The 20,290-nt window shown below is 54.6% G+C and carries 24 protein-coding genes; 14 read left to right on the top strand and 10 right to left on the bottom strand.

Annotation, left to right across the window (positions count from 1 at the left end):
- The first annotated feature begins 521 nt into the window (after positions 1-521).
- Genes JJU47_RS01970 through JJU47_RS01985 form a run of 4 tightly spaced genes read left to right on the top strand, consistent with a single transcriptional unit; the run spans position 522 to position 3,309 of the window.
- Positions 522-878, top strand: a complete 357-nt coding sequence (locus JJU47_RS01970) for a flagellar protein FlaG (protein ID WP_228615869.1) — start codon at positions 522-524, stop codon at positions 876-878.
- A 12-nt stretch (positions 879-890) separates the two neighbouring features.
- Positions 891-2,570, top strand: coding sequence for a flagellar filament capping protein FliD (fliD, locus tag JJU47_RS01975; RefSeq protein ID WP_228615870.1), 1,680 nt, complete (start codon positions 891-893; stop codon positions 2,568-2,570).
- Positions 2,571-2,584: 14 nt separating this feature from the next.
- Positions 2,585-2,959, top strand: coding sequence for a flagellar export chaperone FliS (fliS, locus tag JJU47_RS01980; RefSeq protein ID WP_228615871.1), 375 nt, complete (start codon positions 2,585-2,587; stop codon positions 2,957-2,959).
- Complete coding sequence (locus tag JJU47_RS01985) at positions 2,956-3,309, top strand: flagellar protein FliT (protein ID WP_029334565.1); 354 nt, start codon at positions 2,956-2,958, stop codon at positions 3,307-3,309. Before fliS ends, JJU47_RS01985 begins: the two co-directional genes overlap by 4 nt.
- Before the next feature lie 36 nt (positions 3,310-3,345).
- Here the strand turns inward: JJU47_RS01985 and JJU47_RS01990 are convergent, their stop codons facing one another.
- Positions 3,346-3,723 carry a DUF3021 family protein gene (locus JJU47_RS01990; protein WP_228615872.1) on the bottom strand — a complete coding sequence of 126 codons (378 nt, stop codon included), beginning with the start codon at positions 3,721-3,723 and terminating at the stop codon, positions 3,346-3,348.
- Positions 3,724-3,883: 160 nt separating this feature from the next.
- On the opposite strand from JJU47_RS01990, the gene JJU47_RS01995 reads away from it, so the two are divergent.
- Positions 3,884-4,069 carry a hypothetical protein gene (locus tag JJU47_RS01995; protein WP_228615873.1) on the top strand — a complete coding sequence of 62 codons (186 nt, stop codon included), beginning with the start codon at positions 3,884-3,886 and terminating at the stop codon, positions 4,067-4,069.
- A gap of 11 nt (positions 4,070-4,080) precedes the next feature.
- Here JJU47_RS01995 and JJU47_RS02000 read toward each other — a convergent pair whose 3' ends face one another.
- The 9 genes from JJU47_RS02000 to JJU47_RS02040 all read right to left on the bottom strand — a co-directional run bounded on the left by JJU47_RS02000 (position 4,081) and on the right by JJU47_RS02040 (position 10,127).
- Positions 4,081-4,680, bottom strand: coding sequence for a DUF998 domain-containing protein (locus JJU47_RS02000; protein WP_228615874.1), 600 nt, complete (start codon positions 4,678-4,680; stop codon positions 4,081-4,083).
- Between the two features lie 5 nt (positions 4,681-4,685).
- On the bottom strand, positions 4,686-5,183 hold the full coding sequence (locus JJU47_RS02005; RefSeq protein ID WP_228615875.1) for a DUF1572 family protein: 498 nt from the start codon (positions 5,181-5,183) through the stop codon (positions 4,686-4,688).
- A 73-nt stretch (positions 5,184-5,256) separates the two neighbouring features.
- Positions 5,257-5,922, bottom strand: coding sequence for a DUF2225 domain-containing protein (locus JJU47_RS02010; protein WP_228615876.1), 666 nt, complete (start codon positions 5,920-5,922; stop codon positions 5,257-5,259).
- An 8-nt stretch (positions 5,923-5,930) separates the two neighbouring features.
- Positions 5,931-6,374, bottom strand: a complete 444-nt coding sequence (locus JJU47_RS02015) for a YaaR family protein (protein WP_228615877.1) — start codon at positions 6,372-6,374, stop codon at positions 5,931-5,933.
- A 21-nt stretch (positions 6,375-6,395) separates the two neighbouring features.
- A complete protein-coding gene (locus tag JJU47_RS02020; protein ID WP_228615878.1) occupies positions 6,396-7,220 on the bottom strand; it encodes a flagellin N-terminal helical domain-containing protein in 825 nt (274 codons plus the stop codon).
- Entirely contained in the window at positions 7,204-7,584 is a 381-nt protein-coding gene (locus JJU47_RS02025; protein ID WP_228615879.1) for a flagellar protein FliS, read from the bottom strand. The genes JJU47_RS02020 and JJU47_RS02025 overlap by 17 nt, the downstream gene beginning before the upstream one ends.
- Positions 7,581-7,871, bottom strand: coding sequence for an EscU/YscU/HrcU family type III secretion system export apparatus switch protein (locus JJU47_RS02030; RefSeq protein ID WP_228615880.1), 291 nt, complete (start codon positions 7,869-7,871; stop codon positions 7,581-7,583). Before JJU47_RS02030 ends, JJU47_RS02025 begins: the two co-directional genes overlap by 4 nt.
- A gap of 9 nt (positions 7,872-7,880) precedes the next feature.
- Positions 7,881-9,539: a hypothetical protein gene (locus JJU47_RS02035; RefSeq protein WP_228615881.1), complete on the bottom strand. Its 1,659-nt coding sequence runs from the start codon at positions 9,537-9,539 to the stop codon at positions 7,881-7,883.
- Between the two features lie 93 nt (positions 9,540-9,632).
- Complete coding sequence (locus JJU47_RS02040; RefSeq protein WP_228615882.1) at positions 9,633-10,127, bottom strand: competence protein ComK; 495 nt, start codon at positions 10,125-10,127, stop codon at positions 9,633-9,635.
- Between the two features lie 272 nt (positions 10,128-10,399).
- Here JJU47_RS02040 and cspD point away from each other — a divergent pair, with 272 nt between their 5' ends.
- The 9 genes from cspD to ftsX all read left to right on the top strand — a co-directional run bounded on the left by cspD (position 10,400) and on the right by ftsX (position 20,273).
- Complete coding sequence (gene cspD / locus JJU47_RS02045; RefSeq protein WP_024370455.1) at positions 10,400-10,597, top strand: cold-shock protein CspD; 198 nt, start codon at positions 10,400-10,402, stop codon at positions 10,595-10,597.
- Positions 10,598-10,911: 314 nt separating this feature from the next.
- Positions 10,912-11,472 carry a ribosome hibernation-promoting factor, HPF/YfiA family gene (gene hpf / locus JJU47_RS02050; RefSeq protein ID WP_228615883.1) on the top strand — a complete coding sequence of 187 codons (561 nt, stop codon included), beginning with the start codon at positions 10,912-10,914 and terminating at the stop codon, positions 11,470-11,472.
- A 140-nt stretch (positions 11,473-11,612) separates the two neighbouring features.
- Positions 11,613-14,135 (top strand): preprotein translocase subunit SecA, encoded by a 2,523-nt coding sequence (secA, locus tag JJU47_RS02055; RefSeq protein ID WP_228615884.1) that lies wholly within the window; start codon positions 11,613-11,615, stop codon positions 14,133-14,135.
- A gap of 53 nt (positions 14,136-14,188) precedes the next feature.
- Positions 14,189-15,289, top strand: a complete 1,101-nt coding sequence (gene prfB, locus JJU47_RS02060; RefSeq protein ID WP_024370452.1) for a peptide chain release factor 2 — start codon at positions 14,189-14,191, stop codon at positions 15,287-15,289.
- Between the two features lie 62 nt (positions 15,290-15,351).
- The gene (locus JJU47_RS02065; protein ID WP_228615885.1) at positions 15,352-16,209 is read left to right on the top strand and encodes a YitT family protein; all 858 of its coding nucleotides are present in this window, start codon (positions 15,352-15,354) and stop codon (positions 16,207-16,209) included.
- Between the two features lie 107 nt (positions 16,210-16,316).
- Positions 16,317-16,652, top strand: a complete 336-nt coding sequence (gene cccB, locus JJU47_RS02070) for a cytochrome c551 (RefSeq protein ID WP_228615886.1) — start codon at positions 16,317-16,319, stop codon at positions 16,650-16,652.
- Between the two features lie 93 nt (positions 16,653-16,745).
- Entirely contained in the window at positions 16,746-18,356 is a 1,611-nt protein-coding gene (locus tag JJU47_RS02075; protein WP_483298113.1) for a BCCT family transporter, read from the top strand.
- A gap of 338 nt (positions 18,357-18,694) precedes the next feature.
- Complete coding sequence (gene ftsE, locus JJU47_RS02080; protein WP_228615887.1) at positions 18,695-19,381, top strand: cell division ATP-binding protein FtsE; 687 nt, start codon at positions 18,695-18,697, stop codon at positions 19,379-19,381.
- Entirely contained in the window at positions 19,371-20,273 is a 903-nt protein-coding gene (gene ftsX / locus JJU47_RS02085) for a permease-like cell division protein FtsX (protein ID WP_228615888.1), read from the top strand. Before ftsE ends, ftsX begins: the two co-directional genes overlap by 11 nt.
- Positions 20,274-20,290 lie beyond the last annotated feature (17 nt).

Raw genomic sequence — 20,290 nt, forward strand, 5'->3', positions numbered from 1 at the left:
GTCATCCATCACGCTCACATATTAAATTTCACAGGTGACAGTTATCGTGTCACGCATGCGTTGTCGAAACACTAAAACCTAGCTGGCAAAGTTCTGTACTTTTCGTTGCATTATTGTGCACATTTGTATTGCAAAATACAAAGTCCCTACTTAGGAATCATTTTGCACTTCGTTCGAGCGATTGTTCCATCTCCCAATAATATTCCTAATAGTAAACTTTTTTCGAATACAGTCAGTTCATTCCACTTCATCTTCCTCTCTCTTCTATACTAGATTGGTCTATTCTTCGATTCTCGATATATCTTATAGCTAGTCTGAGCGGCAATGTAAAAAAAGAACAAGGTTCACAGAAAAAAGATGTTTATTTTTTATGTATGGCTTATCGCATAGAGAAGTAACGTCCAAGAATTTAAATCTAAGTTTTAACTCGTAAATAAGTGTTCATTCGTATAAAAACTGAAAATAGTGAGTCGTCGCACCGATATAGTACGTGAGAACAACTATAAGAGGAGCAGAAGCTTATGAACCCGACCATTTCTGAAGTCCGGCTTCACCTACCTTCTTCTGTACTGCCGTATGAACAAACGAAAAACGTGTTCGTCGAGGCGAATCATGCTCGTCTCGCTGATGAAGGTATTGTCATTCTTCCGACGCCTCAACACGTGACAAAGTTAGAAACGGCCGTCGCGAAGGCGAATCTTGTATTAGATCAACAACGTACCGGGCTTAAATTTATGAAACACGAAAAATTAAACGATTACTATATTCAAATCGTGGATACGAACAACGACGTCATCCGCGAGATTCCAAGTAAGAAGTCACTCGACTTCTTCGCGGCGTTCATGGAATTCAATCAATTGTTCGATGAACGCGTTTAAAGGAGGCTAACTATGACATCACCCATCCGTTTTGGCGGACTCGCCAGTGGCATCGATACTGATACAATTATTAAGCAATTAATGCAAGTCGAACGGGTACCGGTCGACAAGCTCGAACAAAAGAAACAAATAACTGAGTGGAAACGCGATGCCTACCGTGAAATCAACCGCTCGCTCATGACACTTCGTAATAGTGCGGTCGATCTCATATTCAGCCGTAACTTTTATGCGAAGAAGTCTAGTTCATCCGATGAATCGCGCGTCTCAGTCGTAGCTGGACCGTCAAGCGGGAATACAGCGATTCGCATCGAATCAGTCAGCCAGCTTGCGACCGCGGCCACTCAAATCGTGGAACCAGTTGATAAAAACGGAGTTAAAGTGACAAAAACGACAAAAGTGGCAGATATGAATTTACAATCTGCGACACAAGAAATCAAATTGAGTACGGCTACAAAAGAATGGACGCTCTCCCCGAAACCTAGAACAGGAGAAACCGTTGCATTAAAAGATGCGACGAACAATCCGATTGACGTGAATAGCTACACTTACGACGAGGCGACCGGGAAAGTTACGATGAACGACGGTTCGGATGTCCCGACAGGCACGACGGCCACTTATACATCTGGCTACCAAATCCAAATCCGCTCTGTCGAGGGTGGGGATTTCAAAACGATCAAAGTGTCAGAAGGCGCTACGATGGAAAACCTGGTCACTGCCTTAAACGGAAAAGACTCAGGAATTTCTGCTTTCTTCGAACCGATTTCTGGAAAACTGTCACTTACACAGAAACAGACTGGTGAAAAATCAATCATTGAATTTGATGCCACCACAAAAGCTGCTTTTCAGATAGCTCCGGCAACGCTTCCTCAAAAAGGTGTGGACGCTAGCTTCATGGTGAACGGCATCTCGATGACACAAAGTTCAAATACTGTCACGATTGATAATATGACCGTCACACTTAAATCACAGTTTACTGTAGCAGAAGGAGCCGTCACACTCTCCGCTGCCACCGACACGCAAAAAATATTCGAGAACATTAAAGGTTTCGTCGACAAATATAATGAAACAATCGACTTAATGAACAAGAAGGTCCGTGAAGATAAGTTTCGTTCGTTCGCTCCACTCACAAAAGCTCAACGAGATGAACTATCTGATGATGAGATTAAGAAGTGGGAAGAGAAAGCGATGAGCGGGATGTTGCGTGGCGACACGATTGTTCGCAGTGCGATGGATACGTTACGAGGTAAATGGTCAAGCACGACTGCTGCGACAAACGATATCGAAATGAAACAACTGTTCCAAATTGGTCTCTCGACTGGAGCGGATTTTACAAACGGTGGAAAAATTGAATTGAACGAAGAAAAGCTCAAGGCAGCTATCGAGAAAGACCCTGAGCAGGTGTATCAACTCTTTACTAACTCCCAGAGTGGTTTGCTTTTAAAAATTCGTGATGCAGCGACCAGCGCACGTTCATCAATCACCCGTATCGCCGGAACAGACGGTTCTGGTGCCCCGACGTATTCGATGGGCCGTGAAATGGCACAAATCGATACGCGGATTCAACGTTTGAACGATTTACTCGTCAACAAAGAAAACGCCTATTACCGTCGCTTCGCAGCGATGGAAAAGGCAATGAACCAAGCGAACTCGCAGGCGGGGTATCTCCAGCAATTTATGGCTGGAGGCATGTAAGAGGAGGAATTTAAATGGTAGCCAACCCATATGCAGCATATCAAAACAGTGCGGTCACGACCGCGAACCCACAGGAACTCACGCTTATGTTGTATGACGGGGCGCTCAAGTTCACGCGCCTCGCCAAACTCGCGCTTGAGCAAGGGAATCCTGATTTGAAAAACACGAACATCCAAAAGACGCAAGCGATTTTCCAGGAGTTGCGTCTCACTTTAAATAAAGACGTCGCCATCTCGGCGAATTTGGATTCACTCTACGAATACTTGTGGCGCCGTCTCGTCGATGCGAACGTCAAGAACGACACGACGATTCTCGACGAAGTGCTCGACTTCACGACCGAGCTCCGCGACACGTGGAAGGAAGCGATGAAACTCGCGAAACAAGCATGAGACCAATCGACGAGATCATTCTCAAAACGCAACGGCTGAAGGATCTGCTCGCCCAAGTGCCGGAAGAGCCGACGTACGACACGTGGATGGACCAGATCCATGAGCTCTTGGACGACCGCGAACAACTGCTCGCCGCACACGGACCGGATCTACAAGCGGCCGACCAGACCGTCATCCGTCAGCTCGTCGACGACAGTCAAAAGATCGCCCGCTTGATCGAGGCCGAACATCAACGGCTCGGCATGACGCTCGGGACGGCCCGGCAAGAACGAAAAGCCGTCAAGACGTACGTCGACCCGTACGAAGACGTCGACTCGAACTTCTCCGGACTATTCGACCAACAGACGTAAAACAGCTCGAAGGCGCGCCTTCGAGCTGTTTGTCGTTCAAAAAGTCTTCAGTTGGCGTCGGACTCGTGAAATCACATACGTGATCGTAAACAACATCAATCCGCTGGTAGTAAAGTTCACGTAAGCACGACCCATATCCTGAACGGAGTTGAAGGGGACGAGCCCGGACAAGACGACGAGCGGTAAAATCGTCACGTGCATGACGGCCCAATGGATGAAAATCTGTTTCGGGAACGACCACGCCCTCACTTCGTAGATGACACTCGTCACGCCGAGGAAGAAGCCGATGCCGCCGTATGTCAAGACGAGGCGGACGCTTTCCGCATCACCTGTTAGCACGTTGTACAAGGCGAGCACGCCTGATGCTGCTAAGAAAAGTATCCCGCGCTTCAATCCTTTTTTGAATAGATCCATCAAATTATCCTTCCGCTTATGTAGTGGTCTACTTTACGGAATGGGGCGCTCAGAAGTTTCAACGATTTTCGGACGGATGCAAAAACGTCTGTTATCGGGTAAAATCGGGTAAATACCACTATACCCGTTGCTTCTTTTCTGGAATGAGGAGGGAAACGAGATGAGTGAGAAAAAAGTGAAGCCTGAGTCAACCAAGAAACGTCGTTACTTCGTCTACGGTCCAGAAGGAGCGTACGATGAATACGTCGAGCGCGACCCGAAACTCGAGGCGTATGTCGAGGACGATGCGCCGGTCGAGGAAGGGCCCGATCCGTATGAAGAAGAGGATTTGAAATCAAGAGGATAGATTGGAAAGCGTCAAGGTCCACACACGACCTTGACGCTTTTTTGTCTGAATTTCACTTCACCCGTCGCTGCAAGTTCTCGTCCGGCTTCATATAAAAGAACAGCCACCAAAACGAGCAAGTGAACATGATCCGCTGCAACAGCCCCATATAGTCCGGCGCGTCGAACATACCGAGCGAGAGGGCGATTGCGAGCCCGGCCAACATAAAAACCGACGACACGGTGGCGGCCGGCGTTCATAAAGCCGTGCCCGGTTGCGAGGAGCGTGAAGAACAGGCCGGTCGTGCTCGCGAAGACAGAATGCAGCTGGTCGTGGGACAGGTTCACCGGTATGCCGTCGACGAGCGGGGCGTGGTGAAAGACACCCGTCAACACCAGGCTGACCCCGAAGCACGTCCCGAGCACTTGATGATACGTCACGCGTGTCTTCCACGAGACGAGGACGGCCGTGACACCGAGCGCAATGAACGTGACGTTCATGACCCACGCGAAAGGTGAGCCTTGGGCGCCGAGGTGGCTCGTCGTGTTTCGGACGAGCGAGTAGCCGTCAAAGCTGAACGATGGTAGGCCGGTCGAGACGATGAGGAACGCGAGAAAGACGAGGCGTGTCACGGTCGTCAGCGTTGATGCGGCAACGGGATCGTCAACACGTTCCAGTTCTCACCGGCGAACAACTTGGCGAGGTAGACGATTTGGCCGACGTGATAGCTGTAGTGCGACACTTGCTTCTCAATCGCCCAGATGACGCTCTTCTCCTCGCCGCGGATAAAGACGGTCTCGCCGAGGTCTTCCGGTGTCAGGCTCGCGAGTACATCGTCTAACAGCTGCCATCGTTCGTCCCACGTCGCCATGAGTGATTCGCGCGACTGCTGTTGGTCCTCGAACTCGGCGTCGCGGTTGCGCTCCGGTTTCTCGCCGTCCGTCGTCAAGAAGTCGGTCCATCTTGATTTCATATTGTTCGAGATGTGTTGGACGATGACAGCGAGCGAGAGCGTGTCCGGTGCGAGCGTGCGGTGCAGGTCCTCATCGCTCACTTGACGGAGCGCGCTTTCGGCGAGTTGTTTCTGTTCTTGGGAGATAGTGCGTACTTCGGTGAGATAACGTTGTTCGAACATGTCATTTCCTCCTTATGTAGACTCTTTCTCCCATACCCGAAAATAAGAAAAGACGAACAGTCTCCTGTCCGTCTCACGCATGCTCCATCCGAAAATCTTCCCAATGGTCCCGGGCTTGATTGCGAATCCGTTCCGATACTTCCTTGCTGCCGAGTAAGATGCCGTACCAACGACGGGCATCCTCGTACAAGCCGAGCGCGGCCGAAAGGTCCGCGATCCGCAGCATCAATTGATCGTACGGTAGGCCCGTCCGGACTTGGTCCGTATACACTTCCTGTACTTCGTTGTACTTGTCGAGCGTCCGTTGCATCCATTCGCGTTCGGCCGTCTCATTGCCGATCAAGCGATACATCCAGACGAGACGCATCCCGAGCATGGCGACGACGGACGGCTTTTGTCCGCTCAGCTGTGCCGTCATGACGGCGAACTTATACAGTTGGATGACGTGCTCAGGCGTACGATCACCTTCGAGCGTCTCCGGGTTGATCCGTGACAAATAATGCGTCTCGAGCGCCTCGCGGTTGTTCTTCCGGACTTTGTCGAACGAGTCGTGGAAGACGAGGTGGCAGTGGCTACAGACGGCGGGCTCGTACAAGTACGGGTTCTCGCCGTCATACGTCGTATAACCGTCTTTCGCGACTTCTTGCGGCCGGATGTGGCGCGACAAGATGCGCGGCGTCGTGCTCTCTTTCAAACAATACGGGCACTTCACTTTTTTTGAAAACAAATGTTCAGCCATACGTCACCTCACACGTACACGTTGACGAGCAATCCGCGGATCTCACCGACTTGGTCGAGGAGCGACAGGCGAGAAGCCTCGCCCGAGATGACCTGGTCCGTCAGGGCGAGTAGCTTCTGGTCGACCTGTTCGACGATCTTGTAGATTTTCGCCCGGCCCCGGCGGTTGAAACCGCGCTTGTCTTCGAGGCGGAGCGCCGCGTCAACGGCGTCTTTCATAAAGTCTTTGATTAACTGCTTGTATTCGGCGAGCGATTCGACCGTCTGGCTCTCGGCGAGGAGCTCGCCTTGTTCGTGGATGGCCGCGATTTGGCGTTGGAAGCGCTCATGCTCGCGGTCCTCCCGTTTCTGGCCGATGACGTTTTGGAACGAGACGCCGGGCTCGACGTCAGGCTTTTTCACCTTGCCGGCGCCGAGGAGCGACTGCGTCTCCATGATGCGACGAATGTCCATGAGGTCTCGTCCTTTCTATGATTAGTTCAATAATTGTAACACGCCTTGCGGCAACGCGTTCGACTGGGCAATCATCGCCATCCCGGACTGGTTCAAGATGTTGAGGCGGGCGAAGTCCATCATCTCGCGGGCCATGTCGGCGTCGCGGATGCGTGACTCGGACGCGGTCAAGTTCTCGGAGCCGATCGAGACGACACCGACGTTCGCCTCGAGCCGGTTCTGGATGGCACCGAGCTTCGAGCGCTCGATCGAGACGGCGTTGATGGCGGCATCGAACTTGGCGATAGCGTCACCGGCACCAGTTGGCGTCAACACGTCGATCCCGTCGATGCCTAACGCTTCTGCGCGCATGTCGGCGACGTTCAAGATGACGCCCTCACCGCTGCCGGCACCGACTTGGAAGAACAGCTCTTTCGCGCCTTGCGTATATTCGCCGTTCATGATCTTCTTCGAGTTGAACTCGGTCGTCTCGGCGATACGTGTTACTTCTTCGGTGAGCGCAGTGATCTCTTCTTGAATCGCTTTCGCATCGTCACCGCTCAGTGTCCCGTTCGATGCTTGCACCGATAGCTCGCGCATCCGCTGCAAGAGCGAGTGCGTCTCGTTCATGCCGCCTTCGAGCGTCTGCGTGAGCGAGATGCCGTCGAGCGTGTTGCGCTCGGCCATCGACAGCGAGTCGAGGCGCATCCGCATCTTCTCAGAGATGGCGAGGCCGGCCGCGTCGTCGGACGCCTTGTTGATGCGGACACCGCTTGAGAGCCGGTCCATCGTCTTTTTCATCGTCGCCTGGTTCATCGACAGCGACGTGTACGCCTTCAGCGCCTGCACGTTATTGGTAATTTTCATAACGGTTCCCTCCGATCGGTTGCGGTGTGAGTTTGGCGCGTTGCATCGCCTCGCCCCACGTCTGGTCCAGGTCAGTGGCGAGGGCGTGCAGCTCCTCGATCTTCGATAAGTCTTGCTCGATCAACGCCTCGAGGCTCGACTTCGCCATATAGAGATACAGTTCGTCGAGTTGGGCCGAGATGATGCCGCCGTTGTCGTTCAAGCCTTGGTGCAGTTTCACGAGCAGTTCGCGCGCCTGTCTAAGGTGGCGGTTGCGCTCGGCGATCGTCGCCGTGAGCGCGTGTTCATAGTGGTATGTGAGGGCGTGGAGCATCGCTTGCGTCAGCTCTTCTGCGCTCATCTCATATAGTCGGTTCGGGTTCATCCTTGTTCTCCTTTAATGGAATCAAGTTCTTCGATCAACAACAATACTTCGGCCATGACGTCGTATAGCTCCGGCGGGATGGCGTCGCCGAGGTCGAGGTCGAGCAGGTGGCCAAGGAGCGAATGGTCATGCTCGATGGCGACGCCGCGTGCTCTCGCCTCATCTAAGATCTTGTCGGCGACGGCGCCAGTCCCGCGAGCGACGATGACCGGGGCCCGGTCCGTCGTCTCGTCGTAGCGGACGACGGCGGCCGTCTTCCGTTTCGTCAAATCCATGCGTTGGTACATGTCGGCCTCCTAAATTCTAAAGTCGTAACCGGTCGTCGGCGTGTTCACCGGCTCGGCTTCGACTTTCTCGGTCTTCGTCAGCGGACGGAACTGCGTCGTCACGCTCTTATAGCCGATTGCTTCCAAAGTCGTCTCGATCTTCCCGAGGAGAGGCCGGGCGAGCGCCTCGACTTTCGGGTCGTCATGTTCGAGCGTCAGACGCAAGTTGCGGTCGATCGCTTCGAGTTTGACGGCGATCTCGCCGAGCCGGGGCGTCTCGAGCCGGATGTAGAGGACGCTGTTCTCCCAATCGACGACGTCGCCCGCTTCCCGGTTTTGGATGTGGACGTGGATGCCGGTGTCGACTTCCTGCACTTTCGCCGGCAAGGCGAGCAGGAGCTGGTGCAACTGGCCGCCGTCGAGACGATTGAGCGTCTGTTGGACTTGGAAGAACGAGGCGAGCCGGGCCGCTTCCGGGTTCGCCGCATCGGCCTTGACGGACAGGCTCGACGCCTGGACCTGGACGCGCTGCGCCGTCTCTTGGATGACGCGGCCGGATAAGTTCGGGTCGACCTTGAACGGCGGCACTTTCGCGATCTCGCCGGCGCGCGTCGTCCCGTGCGGGATGTATTCGATGCGGACGTGGTTCGGCACGTAGCGGAACTCGTTTAACGCCGCGCGTACTTCTTTGATCAAGGCGGCGCTCTCGGCGGGCTTCGTCGAAAGCAGACCGAGCGCGACGTCGAGTTTCGCCGTCATCGAGACGAGCGCTTTCTCTTGCGTCGCGTCCGTATGTAACAGCGCATCCGTCTTCTGGATGAGTTGCGTCAGGCGCGTCGACACCGTCTCGAGCGCGGGCCGGGCCACGTGCGGGTTTTGTTCGACGAGGGCGGCGACTTGGCCGAGCTGTTTCGTCACGGTCGCCTGTTCGTTTCGGAACGTGTTCGTCACGGTGGCGAGATGTGTCGTCACTTCTTTGACGGCGACTTGCCGTCCGGACGAGAGCGGGAGCGTCTCACGCGGCTCGGGCCGCGTGATCGGCGCCGGCACGTCACGGATGATGCGGTCGATTGTCGCGGGCGTCGGGGTGACGCGTTCGCTGGCCGGCCGCGTCAAGTTGACGAGCTCGACGTAGCGTTCTTTTTGCGGATACGGCGCGTCCGGTGGTGGGGCTTTCAGTTGATGCCTTGCCTCGACGAGCGTCGAGGCGGCGAGCCCTCTCAACGTGTCGGGTGCGACGTCTGGCGTGTCGAGCGTCTTCAATAGAAGAATCGTGTCACGCATGTCGCCTTTCATCGCCGTCTCGAGCAGGCGGACCGTGTCCTCGTTCATCGGCAGACGCCCCGTCTGGAGAAGGCGGCTGACGGCGCTCCGCACTTCAGGCGGGAGCGCGGCGAGCAGCGTCTGGATCTTCGTGTCGAGCTTTGCCGGCGGGGCCGCGGTTTCCGCTTCCTCTTTCGGCGGGACGACCGTCGCGAGGAGCGTGCCGTCCTGATCGGCGAGCGTCACGTGAAACGGGTTCGTCTTCGGCATGCCGTCTTTGAACGTGAGTTCCATTTCTTCCCCGTTGATCTTCACGATCGCCGTGTCGGGGCCGGTCTGTTTGACGAGCTCGGCCTTATAGACACGGTTCGTCTGGATACCGGCGCTCGCCGCGATGAGGGCGGCCGGATGGGCTTGGATTTGCATAGTTGTCACCTCGACCAATATATCGACCTCTTTTTCAAAAAGTGAAGCAAATCAGACAAGAAAAAAACCTCCCGTCGGACGACGGAAGGCGGGTCAAGATTCGAGCATAGGGCTCAAGTTCAGTTGTTGGAACCGGGCGACGAGTTCACCCGTCGCTTTCAATTGATTCTTCAGGACGTACGCGGTCGCGTTCGTCTGGATCCGATGGTCGTCAGTCGTGACGATGATCCCGTTCGGATTCCCTTCGATGCTGATGATCTCACGGACGTGAGACCAGGCGTACCATTCGCAGTCGTCGCGTTTCGGCGATTTCGTCGGGAAGAAGACGAGCCCGGTCGATGGTTCGATGACGACGGGCACTTTCCCTTTCACGCCGGCGACGCGCTTGGCGACGAAGATCCGTTCCTCAATCGAGCTGTTGTACTGGCGGCAAGAGAGCTGCAGCAACTGGTACGGTCGGAGCGGGGTCGTGATTTCGGTGCCATCCTCGAGAATGATCCGCGACTGCTTCATCATGTCAAAGCAAGGCAGGATCGCCACGGTTCGCTTCGTGATGCGATATTTTTCCTCGGAATAGTAGGGGCGCATACGCTGCACCATCCTCCTCGTATTGGATTTTCAGGATCGGCTACTTAATAAACGGCACAAACCTAAATCATCTCTTTCATGATATATCACAAAAAATGTAAATTCAATAAGCCGATATGAAAAGTAGGGGAATACAATTCCAATGTAAGCCAAAAAGCAAAACGTTTGCAAAATATTGAGAAAGTGTTTGTCACGCCACCCAGAAGGTGGTAAGATAACCGATAGAGGGCAAGCCTCTGTATTCTTCAATGGTGAAAGGAATGGATTTACACATGGTAGGTAAAGTAAAATGGTTTAACTCAGAAAAAGGTTTTGGTTTCATCGAAGTAGAAGGCGGCAAAGACGTTTTCGTACACTTCTCTGCAATCCAAACTGACGGCTACAAATCACTTGACGAAGGTCAAGAGGTAGAGTTTGAAATCGTTGATGGCGAGCGTGGCCCACAAGCGGCTAACGTTGTAAAATTATAATTTCAAACCGTGAACCGACTTCCTCGTGAAGTCGGTTTTTTGTTTTTTCTACATAGTGTTTTTCTGTTTAAAATCGAGTTTAAAAACGGCCATAACGGGTAACTTCTTTTTATACAACCGATTCGTTTGAAGGCGTGACCATCGGAACAAAATTGTCATTATTTTCTGATGATAACGTTTTCAAAGTAAACGGATTAGGGGTATACTATATATGAACCACTTGCTTCCGCTTTCTTTTTAAGAAATGAAGCAGGAGATTCGGTCCAAATTGACGAATCATTTGGTTCAAGCGGTTATTTTAAGGAGGAGTTCAGATGATTTATAACATTCGCGGCGAAAACATTGAAGTCACACCAGCCATCAAAGACTATGTCGAGAAAAAGCTGGAGAAATTGACTCGGTATTTCACAACTCCTACGGATGCACAGACGGCTTACGTCAACTTGAAAGTGTACAACGAAAAGCAAAAAGTAGAAGTGACGATCCCGATGACGAACTTATTGCTTCGCGCTGAGGAAACCAACCTCGATATGTACGCGGCAATCGACCTCGTCGTCGACAAATTGGAACGTCAAATCCGTAAACACAAAACGAAGCTCAACCGTAAAGGACGCGCCAAAGAAGGTGGGATCGGCGAGTACTTCAAGTCACTCGAAGGCCCTGAGGACGTACCGGTGTACGACGAGGAAGAGTCTGAGCTCGAACTCGTGCGGACGAAGCGTTTCACGCTCAAGCCAATGGATACGGAAGAAGCGATCCTTCAAATGGACATGCTCGGTCACAGTTTCTTCGTCTTCTCAGACGCCGAGACCGGCAACACGAACGTCGTCTACCGTCGGAAAGACGGCAAATACGGCTTGATCGAACCGGAATAATCTGAAGCTGAAAATCACACGGCCTCCCGTCTCGGGAGGCCGTTTCGTTTTGCCTTTCCTTGAAAGCGAGGGGGACTTCGGTTAAACTGTACATTAGGGAAAAAACATGCATTTTAGAGGAATGCTGAGGAGATATGAGTATGGCGAACTTTTTGAAAGATTTATTTGCTCCACAGAAACGTATATTGAAAAAAGCAGAGAAAGCGGCCGACCTCGTCGAGTCGTTCGCTGAACCGATCAAGGCGTTGTCTGACGAACAGTTGCAGGCGAAGTCTGAAGAGTTCCGCGGCCGTCTCGCCAAAGGCGAGACGCTCGACGATATCCTCCCGGAAGCGTTCGCGGTCTGCCGCGAGGCGTCAGAGCGTGTACTCGGAATGCGGCACTACCGCGTCCAGCTCATCGGGGGCTACGTGCTCCATAACGGCGACATCGCCGAGATGAAGACAGGGGAAGGGAAGACGCTCGTCGCGACGCTCCCTGTCTATTTGAACGCGCTCACGGGCCGCGGCGTCCACGTCGTCACGGTCAACGAATATTTGGCGAAGCGTGACAAAGAACTGATGGAACCGCTCTACTTCGCGCTCGGCCTCTCGGTCGGGTTGAACGTCTCAAACATGGGACGCGAAGAGAAGCAGGCGGCGTACAACTGTGACATCACGTACTCGACGAACAACGAGCTCGGCTTCGACTACTTGCGTGACAACATGGTCCTTTATAAGGAAGACCGCGTCCAGCGCGAGCTTTACTTCACGATTGTCGATGAAGTCGACTCGATCCTCGTCGATGAGGCGCGGACCCCGCTCATCATCTCGGGATCGGCCCAAAAATCGACTGAGCTCTACACGCGCGCCGATGCGTTCGTGCGGACGCTCAAGATTGAAGACGACTACACGGTCGACGTGAAGACGAAATCGGTGCTCTTGACGGACAAAGGGGTCGACCTCGCCGAGAAGTTCTTCGGCATCGACAACTTGTTCGCGATCGAGCACGTCTCGGTCAACCATCACGTCGGGCTCGCGCTCCGCGCGAACGCCGTCATGCACCATGACGTCGACTACATGATCCGTGACGGCCAAGTCATGATCATCGACCAGTTCACGGGACGGGTCATGGACGGACGCCGCTACTCGGAAGGCTTGCACCAGGCGATCGAGGCGAAAGAAGGCGTCGAGATTCAGCGTGAGTCGATGACGCTCGCGACGATCACGTACCAGAACTACTTCCGTATGTATGAGAAGCTCGCCGGGATGACCGGTACGGCGAAGACGGAAGAAGAAGAGTTCCGCAACATCTACAACATGCAAGTCGTGACGATCCCGACGAACAAACCGATTCTCCGGGACGACAGCTCCGACCTCATCTTCAAATCGATGGAAGGCAAGTTCAAGGCGGTCGTCGAAGAAATCACGGCAGCCCACGCGACAGGACAGCCGGTCCTCGTCGGGACGGTCGCCGTCGAGACGTCTGAGTACTTGAGCAAGCTCTTGTCGAAGAAGAAAATCAAGCATGAAGTGTTGAATGCAAAAAATCACGCCCGTGAAGCCGAAATCGTCGAGAACGCCGGTCAAAAAGGCGCGGTCACGATCGCGACGAACATGGCCGGACGCGGTACCGACATCAAGCTCGGCGAAGGCGTCATCGAGCTCGGCGGATTGTACATCGTCGGCACCGAGCGCCACGAGTCGCGCCGGATCGACAACCAGCTCCGCGGACGGGCCGGTCGTCAAGGGGACCCAGGTAAATCCCAGTTCTACTTGTCACTCGAAGATGAACTCATGCGCCGCTTCGGCACCGACAGCCTCCAGAGCATGATGGAGCGCCTCGGCATGGACGACACGCAGCCGATCGAGAGCCGCATGGTCTCGAAAGCCGTCGAGTCGGCCCAGAAACGTGTCGAAGGGAACAACTACGACGCCCGGAAACAATTGCTCGGCTACGACAACGTCATGGCCGACCAACGGAAAGTCATGTACAAAGACCGGGCCAGCATCCTCGAGAATGAGTCGGTGTCTGACATCGTCCGGGCGATGATCCAAGAGACGGTCCAGACGGGTGTGGCACAGTATACGCCGCTCGAGCTCGTCCCTGAGGAATGGAACATCGACGAGCTCGCGCACTGGTCGAACCAGACGCTCGCGCTCGAACAACCGGTCGAAGGGAAAGACTTCTTCGGTAAGGAGCGCGAAGAAATCACCGAGATCCTCTTGGAGCGGGCGAACGCGCAGTACGAGGCGAAACGTCGGCTCGCACCGCCTGAACGGTTCAACGAGTTCGAGAAGATCATCGTCCTTCGTGCCGTCGATTCGCACTGGATGGCACACATCGACCATATGGACCAGCTCCGCCAAGGGATCCACTTGCGCGCCTACGGTCAGAACGACCCGCTCCGCGAGTACCAGTCGGAAGGGATCAACATGTTCGATGCGATGAACGTCGCCATCTCCGAAGAAGTGACCGGCTTCGTGCTCCGCGCCGAAGTCGGCGACAACCTCCGACGCGAGAAAGTCGTCGAGGAGGAAGTGGCGGTGTCTGGCAAGGACGACACGCCGGTGAAGAAAAAGCCGGTCCGTCGCTCTGAAGACCAACGGCTCGGGCGCAACGACCCGTGCTGGTGTGGTTCAGGCAAGAAGTTCAAAAACTGTCACGGCAAACAACAGGCTTAATTTTAAAGAGGCGAGCCCGCTCGCCTCTTTCCTACGGAAAGGTGACTTACACTATGGAAATTTCAGATATTCGGAACGAACTTGAGGCGATGGCGAAACGTCTCGAGAATTATCGCCAATCGCTTAACTTGTCAGAGAAGCAGGCGCGCATCGCCGAGCTTGAGAACGAGATGACTTACCCGGACTTCTGGGACAGCCAAGAGAAGGCGCAAAAAGTCATTGACGAGTCGAACGCGCTCAAAGCGATGGTCGACAAGTATCAAGAACTCGCTGACGGACATGAGGACGGCGAAGTGACGCTCGAACTCATCAAAGAAGAGCCGGACGCCGAGATGCAAGACGATCTTTCAGAGATGGTCACGGCGCTCAAAGCCGATTTCGACGCGTTCGAGCTCGAGATTCTTTTGAACGGACCATACGACGCCAACAACGCCATCCTCGAGCTGCATCCGGGTGCGGGCGGCACCGAGTCGCAAGACTGGGCGTCGATGCTCCTTCGCATGTATCAGCGTTTCGCGGACAAGCAAGGCTGGAAAGTCGTCACCGTCGACTACTTGCCGGGTGAAGAGGCGGGCGTCAAGTCGGTCACGCTTCAAATCATCGGTCATAACGCCTACGGTTACTTGAAGGCGGAGAAAGGGATCCACCGCTTGGTGCGCATCTCGCCGTTTGACTCATCAGGCCGCCGTCATACGTCGTTCGTCTCGTGCGACGTCATGCCGGAGTTCGATGACGACATCGAGATCGACATCAAGACCGAAGACCTCCGCGTCGACACGTACCGCGCGTCAGGCGCCGGCGGTCAGCACATCAACACGACCGATTCGGCCGTCCGGATCACGCACGTGCCGACGGGCGTCGTCGTCTCGTGTCAGACCGAGCGCTCGCAGATCAAAAACCGCGAGTCGGCGATGAAGATGCTCAAGGCAAAACTGTATCAGCGTGAACTCGACGAGCAACAACGCAAGCTCGACGAGATTCGCGGTGAGAAGACGGACATCGGCTGGGGCAGCCAGATCCGTTCGTACGTCTTCCATCCGTACGCGATGGTCAAAGACCACCGCACGAGCTATGAAGTCGGGAACACGGGCGGCGTCATGGATGGCGACATCATGGGCTTCATCGACGCGTACCTCCGCAAGACAAATATGTGATGCATGTGGCTCAAAGACGGAATGTCTTTGGGCCACGTTGTATGTAGAGGAGAAAACCTTTAATGAAGCAAATCGTCAAAGACTACATCTATTTATTGACCGGATCCGTGTTCGTCGCCTCGGCGTTCAGTTTGTTTTTACTCCCGAACAACCTCGCCTCCGGCGGCGTGAGCGGGATTTCGATCATCACGTATGAACTGTTCGGCATCTCGCCGGGGGCGTTCCAGCTCGTTTCGAACGTGTTGCTCCTCCTCATCGGCTGGATGATCCTCGGGCTCGGTTTTGGCGTCAAGTCGCTCGTCGGCTCGATCTTCTTGCCGGGCGTCATCTTGTTCTATGAACTGATCGATGCCGGCGCCGCCGTGAACGATACGCTGCTCGCGGCCGTCTTCGGCGGTGTGGGCGTCGGGGTTGGGCTCGGCCTCATCTTCCGTGGCCGTGCCTCGACCGGCGGGATGGACTTGCTCGCCCAGATTTTACATAAGTTCACGCACATCCCGCTCTACTTGTGCATCGCCATCCTCGATGGGGCCGTCGTCCTCGTCGCCGCGGTCACGTTCTCGTTCACGACCGGGCTCTATGCGCTCATCGCCTTGTTCATCACGATCAAGATGATCGATTTCGTCCAGCTCGGCTTCACGCAAGACAAGATGGCGTACGTCATCTCGGAGAAGCGGGACGTCATCACGCGCGCCGTCTTCGACGAGCTCGACCGCGGGGCGACAGAGATCCAGGCGATCGGCGCCTATTCGCGTCTCGACCGTCCGATGCTCCTCGTCGTCGTCCGCCAAAACGAGGTGAGCCGGTTGAAAGAGATCATCCGCCGCATCGACCCTGACGCGTTCCTCGTCTTCAGCGAAGCGCACGAGGTGATGGGACAAGGGTTTACGTCGGACAAGCGCTACATCAACGTCCCGTAAGTTGTGGAATCTTTGTGTACTTTTCATGAGTTTAGGTTAGAAAGCGGTTCAGAACGGCTATAATGGTAATTGTAGGTTATTTCTACAACTTAGGAGGGGAACCTTATATGAAGAAGTGGATGATGGCCATCGGCCTCGGCGCCATGCTCACGCTCGGCGCGTGCGGCGGTGGCGATGAGGACGACACGTCAAGCAACGGGGATACAGGCTCGAACACGGCGTCGGTCGACGCGGAAGCCGTGTACGCGCAAAACTGTGCGGCATGTCACGGCGCGAACTTGGAAGGCATGAGCGGCCCGGCATTGACGGACGTCGGTGCACGTCTGTCGGCGAGTGAGATCGAAGAGATCATTCGTAACGGGAAAGGCACGATGCCTGCGAACGTCATTCAAGATGACGAAGAAATCACGGCCGTAGCGGCTTGGCTCGCTGAGAAGAAATAACGGGAGGACCACGGCGGTGACCGTGGTTTTTTTTGTTTCAAATTTCTAATAGGTTGGTAAGAAAACAATAATAACCTTAGAACGGAGAGGGTCATGTTGAAAACGAAACTGATCGATTGGCCGACGTTTGTCGGTGCTTTTTGCTTGCTGCTCGCGGTGACGCTGCCGCTCGTCTTGTTCCCGGAGGCTGGGAAGGCGTGGGTCGGCGCCGCCAACACGTTCATGACCCAAAACTTCGGCATGTTGTACTTGGCGATGGGGCTCGGCGCGTTCGGGTTTTTGATTTTTGTCGCTTTCAGCAAGAACGGCCACGTCAAGCTCGGCCGTGAGGACGAGGAACCGGAGTTCAGCACGTTCTCGTGGGCGGCGATGTTGTTCGCGGCCGGCATCGGCTCAAGCATTTTGTACTGGTCGGTCATCGAGTGGGTGTATTACTACCAAGGCCCGCCGTTCGGGGTCACGCCGGAGTCGACCGAGGCGATCCAATGGGCGACGGCGTACGGCATGTTCCACTGGGGACCAATCGCCTGGGCGATCTACACGCTGCCGGCGCTGCCGATCGCTTACTTCTTTTACGTGCGGCGCAAGTCGGTGCTCAAAGTGAGCGAGGCGGTGCGCCCGGTCATCGGCAAGTGGGCGGACGGGCCGGTCGGGAAGCTGATCGACATCCTGTTCATCTTCGGGCTGCTCGGCGGGGCCGGGACGACGCTCGCCCTCGGGACGCCGATGATCGCCGAAGGAGTGAACGAAATCACCGGCATCCCGGTCACGCTCGGCATGCAGGCCGTCATCATGCTCATCTGTACGATGGTTTTCGCCGTCAGCTCATACGTCGGGCTGAAGCGCGGTATCAAAGTGCTCAGTGACTTGAACATTTGGCTGTCACTGTCGATTCTCGCTTTCGTGTTCATCTTCGGGCCGACCCGGTTCATCATGGAGACGACGTTCAACGCGGTCGGCGTCCTGCTTGACAACTTCTTCCTTATGGCGACATGGATGGAGCCGTTCGGGAACCTCGGCGATTTCAGCGAGACAGGATTCCCCGAGGCGTGGACGGTGTTTTACTGGGCGTGGTGGCTCGTTTATGCGCCGTTTGTCGGCTTGTTCGTCGCCCGCATCTCGCGCGGCCGGACGATTCGCGGTATGATTATTGGGACGATGGTGTACGGCACGTTCGGTTGCATCCTGTTCTTCGGCATCCTCGGCAACTTCGGGCTGTACATGCACTTGACCGGAGCGTTCGACGTCATCGGCTACATGGACACGTACGGGCCGCCGGCGACGATCATCGCCATCATCGGATTGCTGCCGTTCGGCAAAGTCGTCGTCGCCGTGTTCACGCTCCTCGCCATCATCTTTTTGGCGACGACGTTTGACTCGTCGTCGTACATCTTGGCGTCGGTCACGCAAAAACACGTCGAAGACGAACCGCTCGTCTGGAACCGGATGTTCTGGGCGTTCGCCCTCTGCATCATGCCGCTGACGCTCATGTTCCTCGGCGGACTCGATACGCTCCAGACGGCGAGCATCGTCGGCGGGTTCCCGCTCATCTTCATCATGGTGCTCCTCGCCTGGTCGTTCATGCGCGTTTCGGGCAAGGACATCCGGGCATCGGACGAATACGAGTCGCCGACGATCCACATCAAATACCGGAAGAAAAAACGGTCTCCGTTCGATGCGTTGAAAGAAAAGCCACCGGAGTGAACGGAAGGCGTCCATCTCGATGGGCGCCTTTTTTGAATGAATATTTCATATAATATGGCGAATCGGTGAAGCGGACGTGCGGCGCGACAATTTCCCACCGAACTCAACGGAACTGAAATACTCCTGTAATGGTCTTTTAAAAGTCGGGTTGTTATAATTGTAGGCGCTTGTACTACCACCTTGGTATATTGGATGCCGGGTGGAGCGTGAATGAACGTGCCTTGACAGCGCGTCGCGTTTCCTGTAGAACAAAGGCTAGACGAAATATATAGTTACTAAAATAATGGTCATTCGTCATAGATGCATGAAAAATATACAAAAAGGGTAGGGAATACGTTATGATTTCGATGCAAAAAGTCAGTAAAGTGTATCCGAACGGCGTCGTCGCCGTCGATGACCTCGACTTAGAGATTCAAGACGGCGAATTTCTATACGTCGTCGGACCTTCCGGCGCCGGGAAATCGACGTTCATGAAGATGATTTATCGGGAGGAGAAGCCGTCAAGCGGTCAACTGTTGATCGACGGCATCAACGTCGGCAAGTTGAAGAACCGCCACGTGCCGAAACTCCGTCGCCAACTCGGCGTCATCTTCCAAGACTATAAATTGTTGCCGTCACTCACCGTGTACGAGAACATCGCTTTCGCCCTCGAAGTCGTCCAAGCCGACACGAACACGATCCGCAAACAAGTGATGGACGTGTTGAACCTCGTCGGGTTGAAGCATAAAGCCCGCAACTATCCGGACGAATTGTCGGGTGGGGAACAACAGCGTGTCTCAATCGCCCGTGCCATCGTCAACAAACCGAAGCTCATCATCGCCGATGAGCCGACCGGTAACTTAGACCCGGACACGGCGTGGGGCATCATGGAAGTGTTCGAAGAGATTCACCGCCGCGGGGCGACGATCGTCATGGCGACACACAACCGCGACATCGTCGACAAGATTCGTCATCGCGTCATCGCGATCGAGAACGGGAAAGTCGTTCGTGACGAAGAGAAAGGAGCATACGGCTATGATATTTAAAAGTGGACTCCGCCACTTACGGGAAGGGTTCAAAGGAACACTTCGCAACGGGTGGATGTCATTTGCGGCCATCAGTGCCGTTACCATCACTTTGTTACTCGTCGGGGTGTTTGCCCTCGTCATGTTCAACGTCAATGAGATCTCACAAAACGTCGAGAACGATGTCGAGATCCAAGTGTTCGTCACCCGGACAGCCGAAGAGGCGAATGTCGAACAGCTCGGTCAAAACATCGAACAGATCCCCGGCGTCGAGTCGGTGACGTTCAGCTCGAAAGACGATGAGCTCGAGAACTTCCGCAACCAGTTAGGGGAAGATGCGAACGCGTACGGTGCGGTCGAGCAGGACAACCCGCTCCACGACCGTTACATCGTCAAAGCGTCAGACCCGCTCGAGACCGAGACGGTCGCCAACGCGGTCCAGTCGCTTGAGAACGTCGATAGAGTCACGTACGGACAGGACTATATCGACAAGATGTTCGCCTTCTTCAACGGGATTCGCATCGGCGGACTCGTGTTGATCGTCGGGCTTACGCTCATGGCGATGTTCCTCATCTCGAACACGATCAAGATGACGATTTTCTCACGTCGCCGTGAAATCGAGATCATGCGTCTTGTCGGGGCGAAAAACGGATTCATTCGTTGGCCGTTCTTCATCGAAGGGCTTCTCCTCGGTGTGCTCGGTGCGCTCATCCCGATCGCCGTCGTCTACTTCGGTTACGACGTCGCATATAGTGCTTTACAACCATCGCTAGATCAATTGAATAGTGATATATTTAAGTTGATTGATCCATCGACGCTCACGACGCAAGTGTCGCTCGTCTTGCTTGCGCTCGGCGCGTTCATCGGGATCTGGGGATCGACGACATCGCTCGGTCGATTCTTGAAAGTCTAACTTAAATCATGAGGGGG

The organism is Exiguobacterium sp. (assembly GCF_020832205.1).
Taxonomy (GTDB): Bacteria; Bacillota; Bacilli; order Exiguobacteriales; family Exiguobacteriaceae; genus Exiguobacterium.

Excerpts from the sequence above, each read along its gene's own strand:
- JJU47_RS02065 (WP_228615885.1), top strand. The coding sequence starts at position 15,352 with ATGAAGCAAATCGTCAAAGACTACATCTATTTATTGACCGGATCCGTG.
- cccB (WP_228615886.1), top strand. The coding sequence starts at position 16,317 with ATGAAGAAGTGGATGATGGCCATCGGCCTCGGCGCCATGCTCACGCTC.
- JJU47_RS02030 (WP_228615880.1), bottom strand. The coding sequence starts at position 7,871 with ATGTACCAACGCATGGATTTGACGAAACGGAAGACGGCCGCCGTCGTC.
- JJU47_RS01985 (WP_029334565.1), top strand. The coding sequence starts at position 2,956 with ATGAGACCAATCGACGAGATCATTCTCAAAACGCAACGGCTGAAGGAT.
- JJU47_RS02020 (WP_228615878.1), bottom strand. The coding sequence starts at position 7,220 with ATGAAAATTACCAATAACGTGCAGGCGCTGAAGGCGTACACGTCGCTG.
- fliS (WP_228615871.1), top strand. The coding sequence starts at position 2,585 with ATGGTAGCCAACCCATATGCAGCATATCAAAACAGTGCGGTCACGACC.
- JJU47_RS02010 (WP_228615876.1), bottom strand. The coding sequence starts at position 5,922 with ATGGCTGAACATTTGTTTTCAAAAAAAGTGAAGTGCCCGTATTGTTTG.
- JJU47_RS01970 (WP_228615869.1), top strand. The coding sequence starts at position 522 with ATGAACCCGACCATTTCTGAAGTCCGGCTTCACCTACCTTCTTCTGTA.
- JJU47_RS02005 (WP_228615875.1), bottom strand. The coding sequence starts at position 5,183 with ATGTTCGAACAACGTTATCTCACCGAAGTACGCACTATCTCCCAAGAA.
- ftsX (WP_228615888.1), top strand. The coding sequence starts at position 19,371 with ATGATATTTAAAAGTGGACTCCGCCACTTACGGGAAGGGTTCAAAGGA.
- JJU47_RS02075 (WP_483298113.1), top strand. The coding sequence starts at position 16,746 with ATGTTGAAAACGAAACTGATCGATTGGCCGACGTTTGTCGGTGCTTTT.
- prfB (WP_024370452.1), top strand. The coding sequence starts at position 14,189 with ATGGAAATTTCAGATATTCGGAACGAACTTGAGGCGATGGCGAAACGT.
- cspD (WP_024370455.1), top strand. The coding sequence starts at position 10,400 with ATGGTAGGTAAAGTAAAATGGTTTAACTCAGAAAAAGGTTTTGGTTTC.
- JJU47_RS01995 (WP_228615873.1), top strand. The coding sequence starts at position 3,884 with ATGAGTGAGAAAAAAGTGAAGCCTGAGTCAACCAAGAAACGTCGTTAC.
- ftsE (WP_228615887.1), top strand. The coding sequence starts at position 18,695 with ATGATTTCGATGCAAAAAGTCAGTAAAGTGTATCCGAACGGCGTCGTC.
- JJU47_RS01990 (WP_228615872.1), bottom strand. The coding sequence starts at position 3,723 with ATGGATCTATTCAAAAAAGGATTGAAGCGCGGGATACTTTTCTTAGCA.
- secA (WP_228615884.1), top strand. The coding sequence starts at position 11,613 with ATGGCGAACTTTTTGAAAGATTTATTTGCTCCACAGAAACGTATATTG.
- JJU47_RS02035 (WP_228615881.1), bottom strand. The coding sequence starts at position 9,539 with ATGCAAATCCAAGCCCATCCGGCCGCCCTCATCGCGGCGAGCGCCGGT.
- JJU47_RS02015 (WP_228615877.1), bottom strand. The coding sequence starts at position 6,374 with ATGGACATTCGTCGCATCATGGAGACGCAGTCGCTCCTCGGCGCCGGC.
- JJU47_RS02025 (WP_228615879.1), bottom strand. The coding sequence starts at position 7,584 with ATGAACCCGAACCGACTATATGAGATGAGCGCAGAAGAGCTGACGCAA.
- hpf (WP_228615883.1), top strand. The coding sequence starts at position 10,912 with ATGATTTATAACATTCGCGGCGAAAACATTGAAGTCACACCAGCCATC.
- fliD (WP_228615870.1), top strand. The coding sequence starts at position 891 with ATGACATCACCCATCCGTTTTGGCGGACTCGCCAGTGGCATCGATACT.
- JJU47_RS02040 (WP_228615882.1), bottom strand. The coding sequence starts at position 10,127 with ATGCGCCCCTACTATTCCGAGGAAAAATATCGCATCACGAAGCGAACC.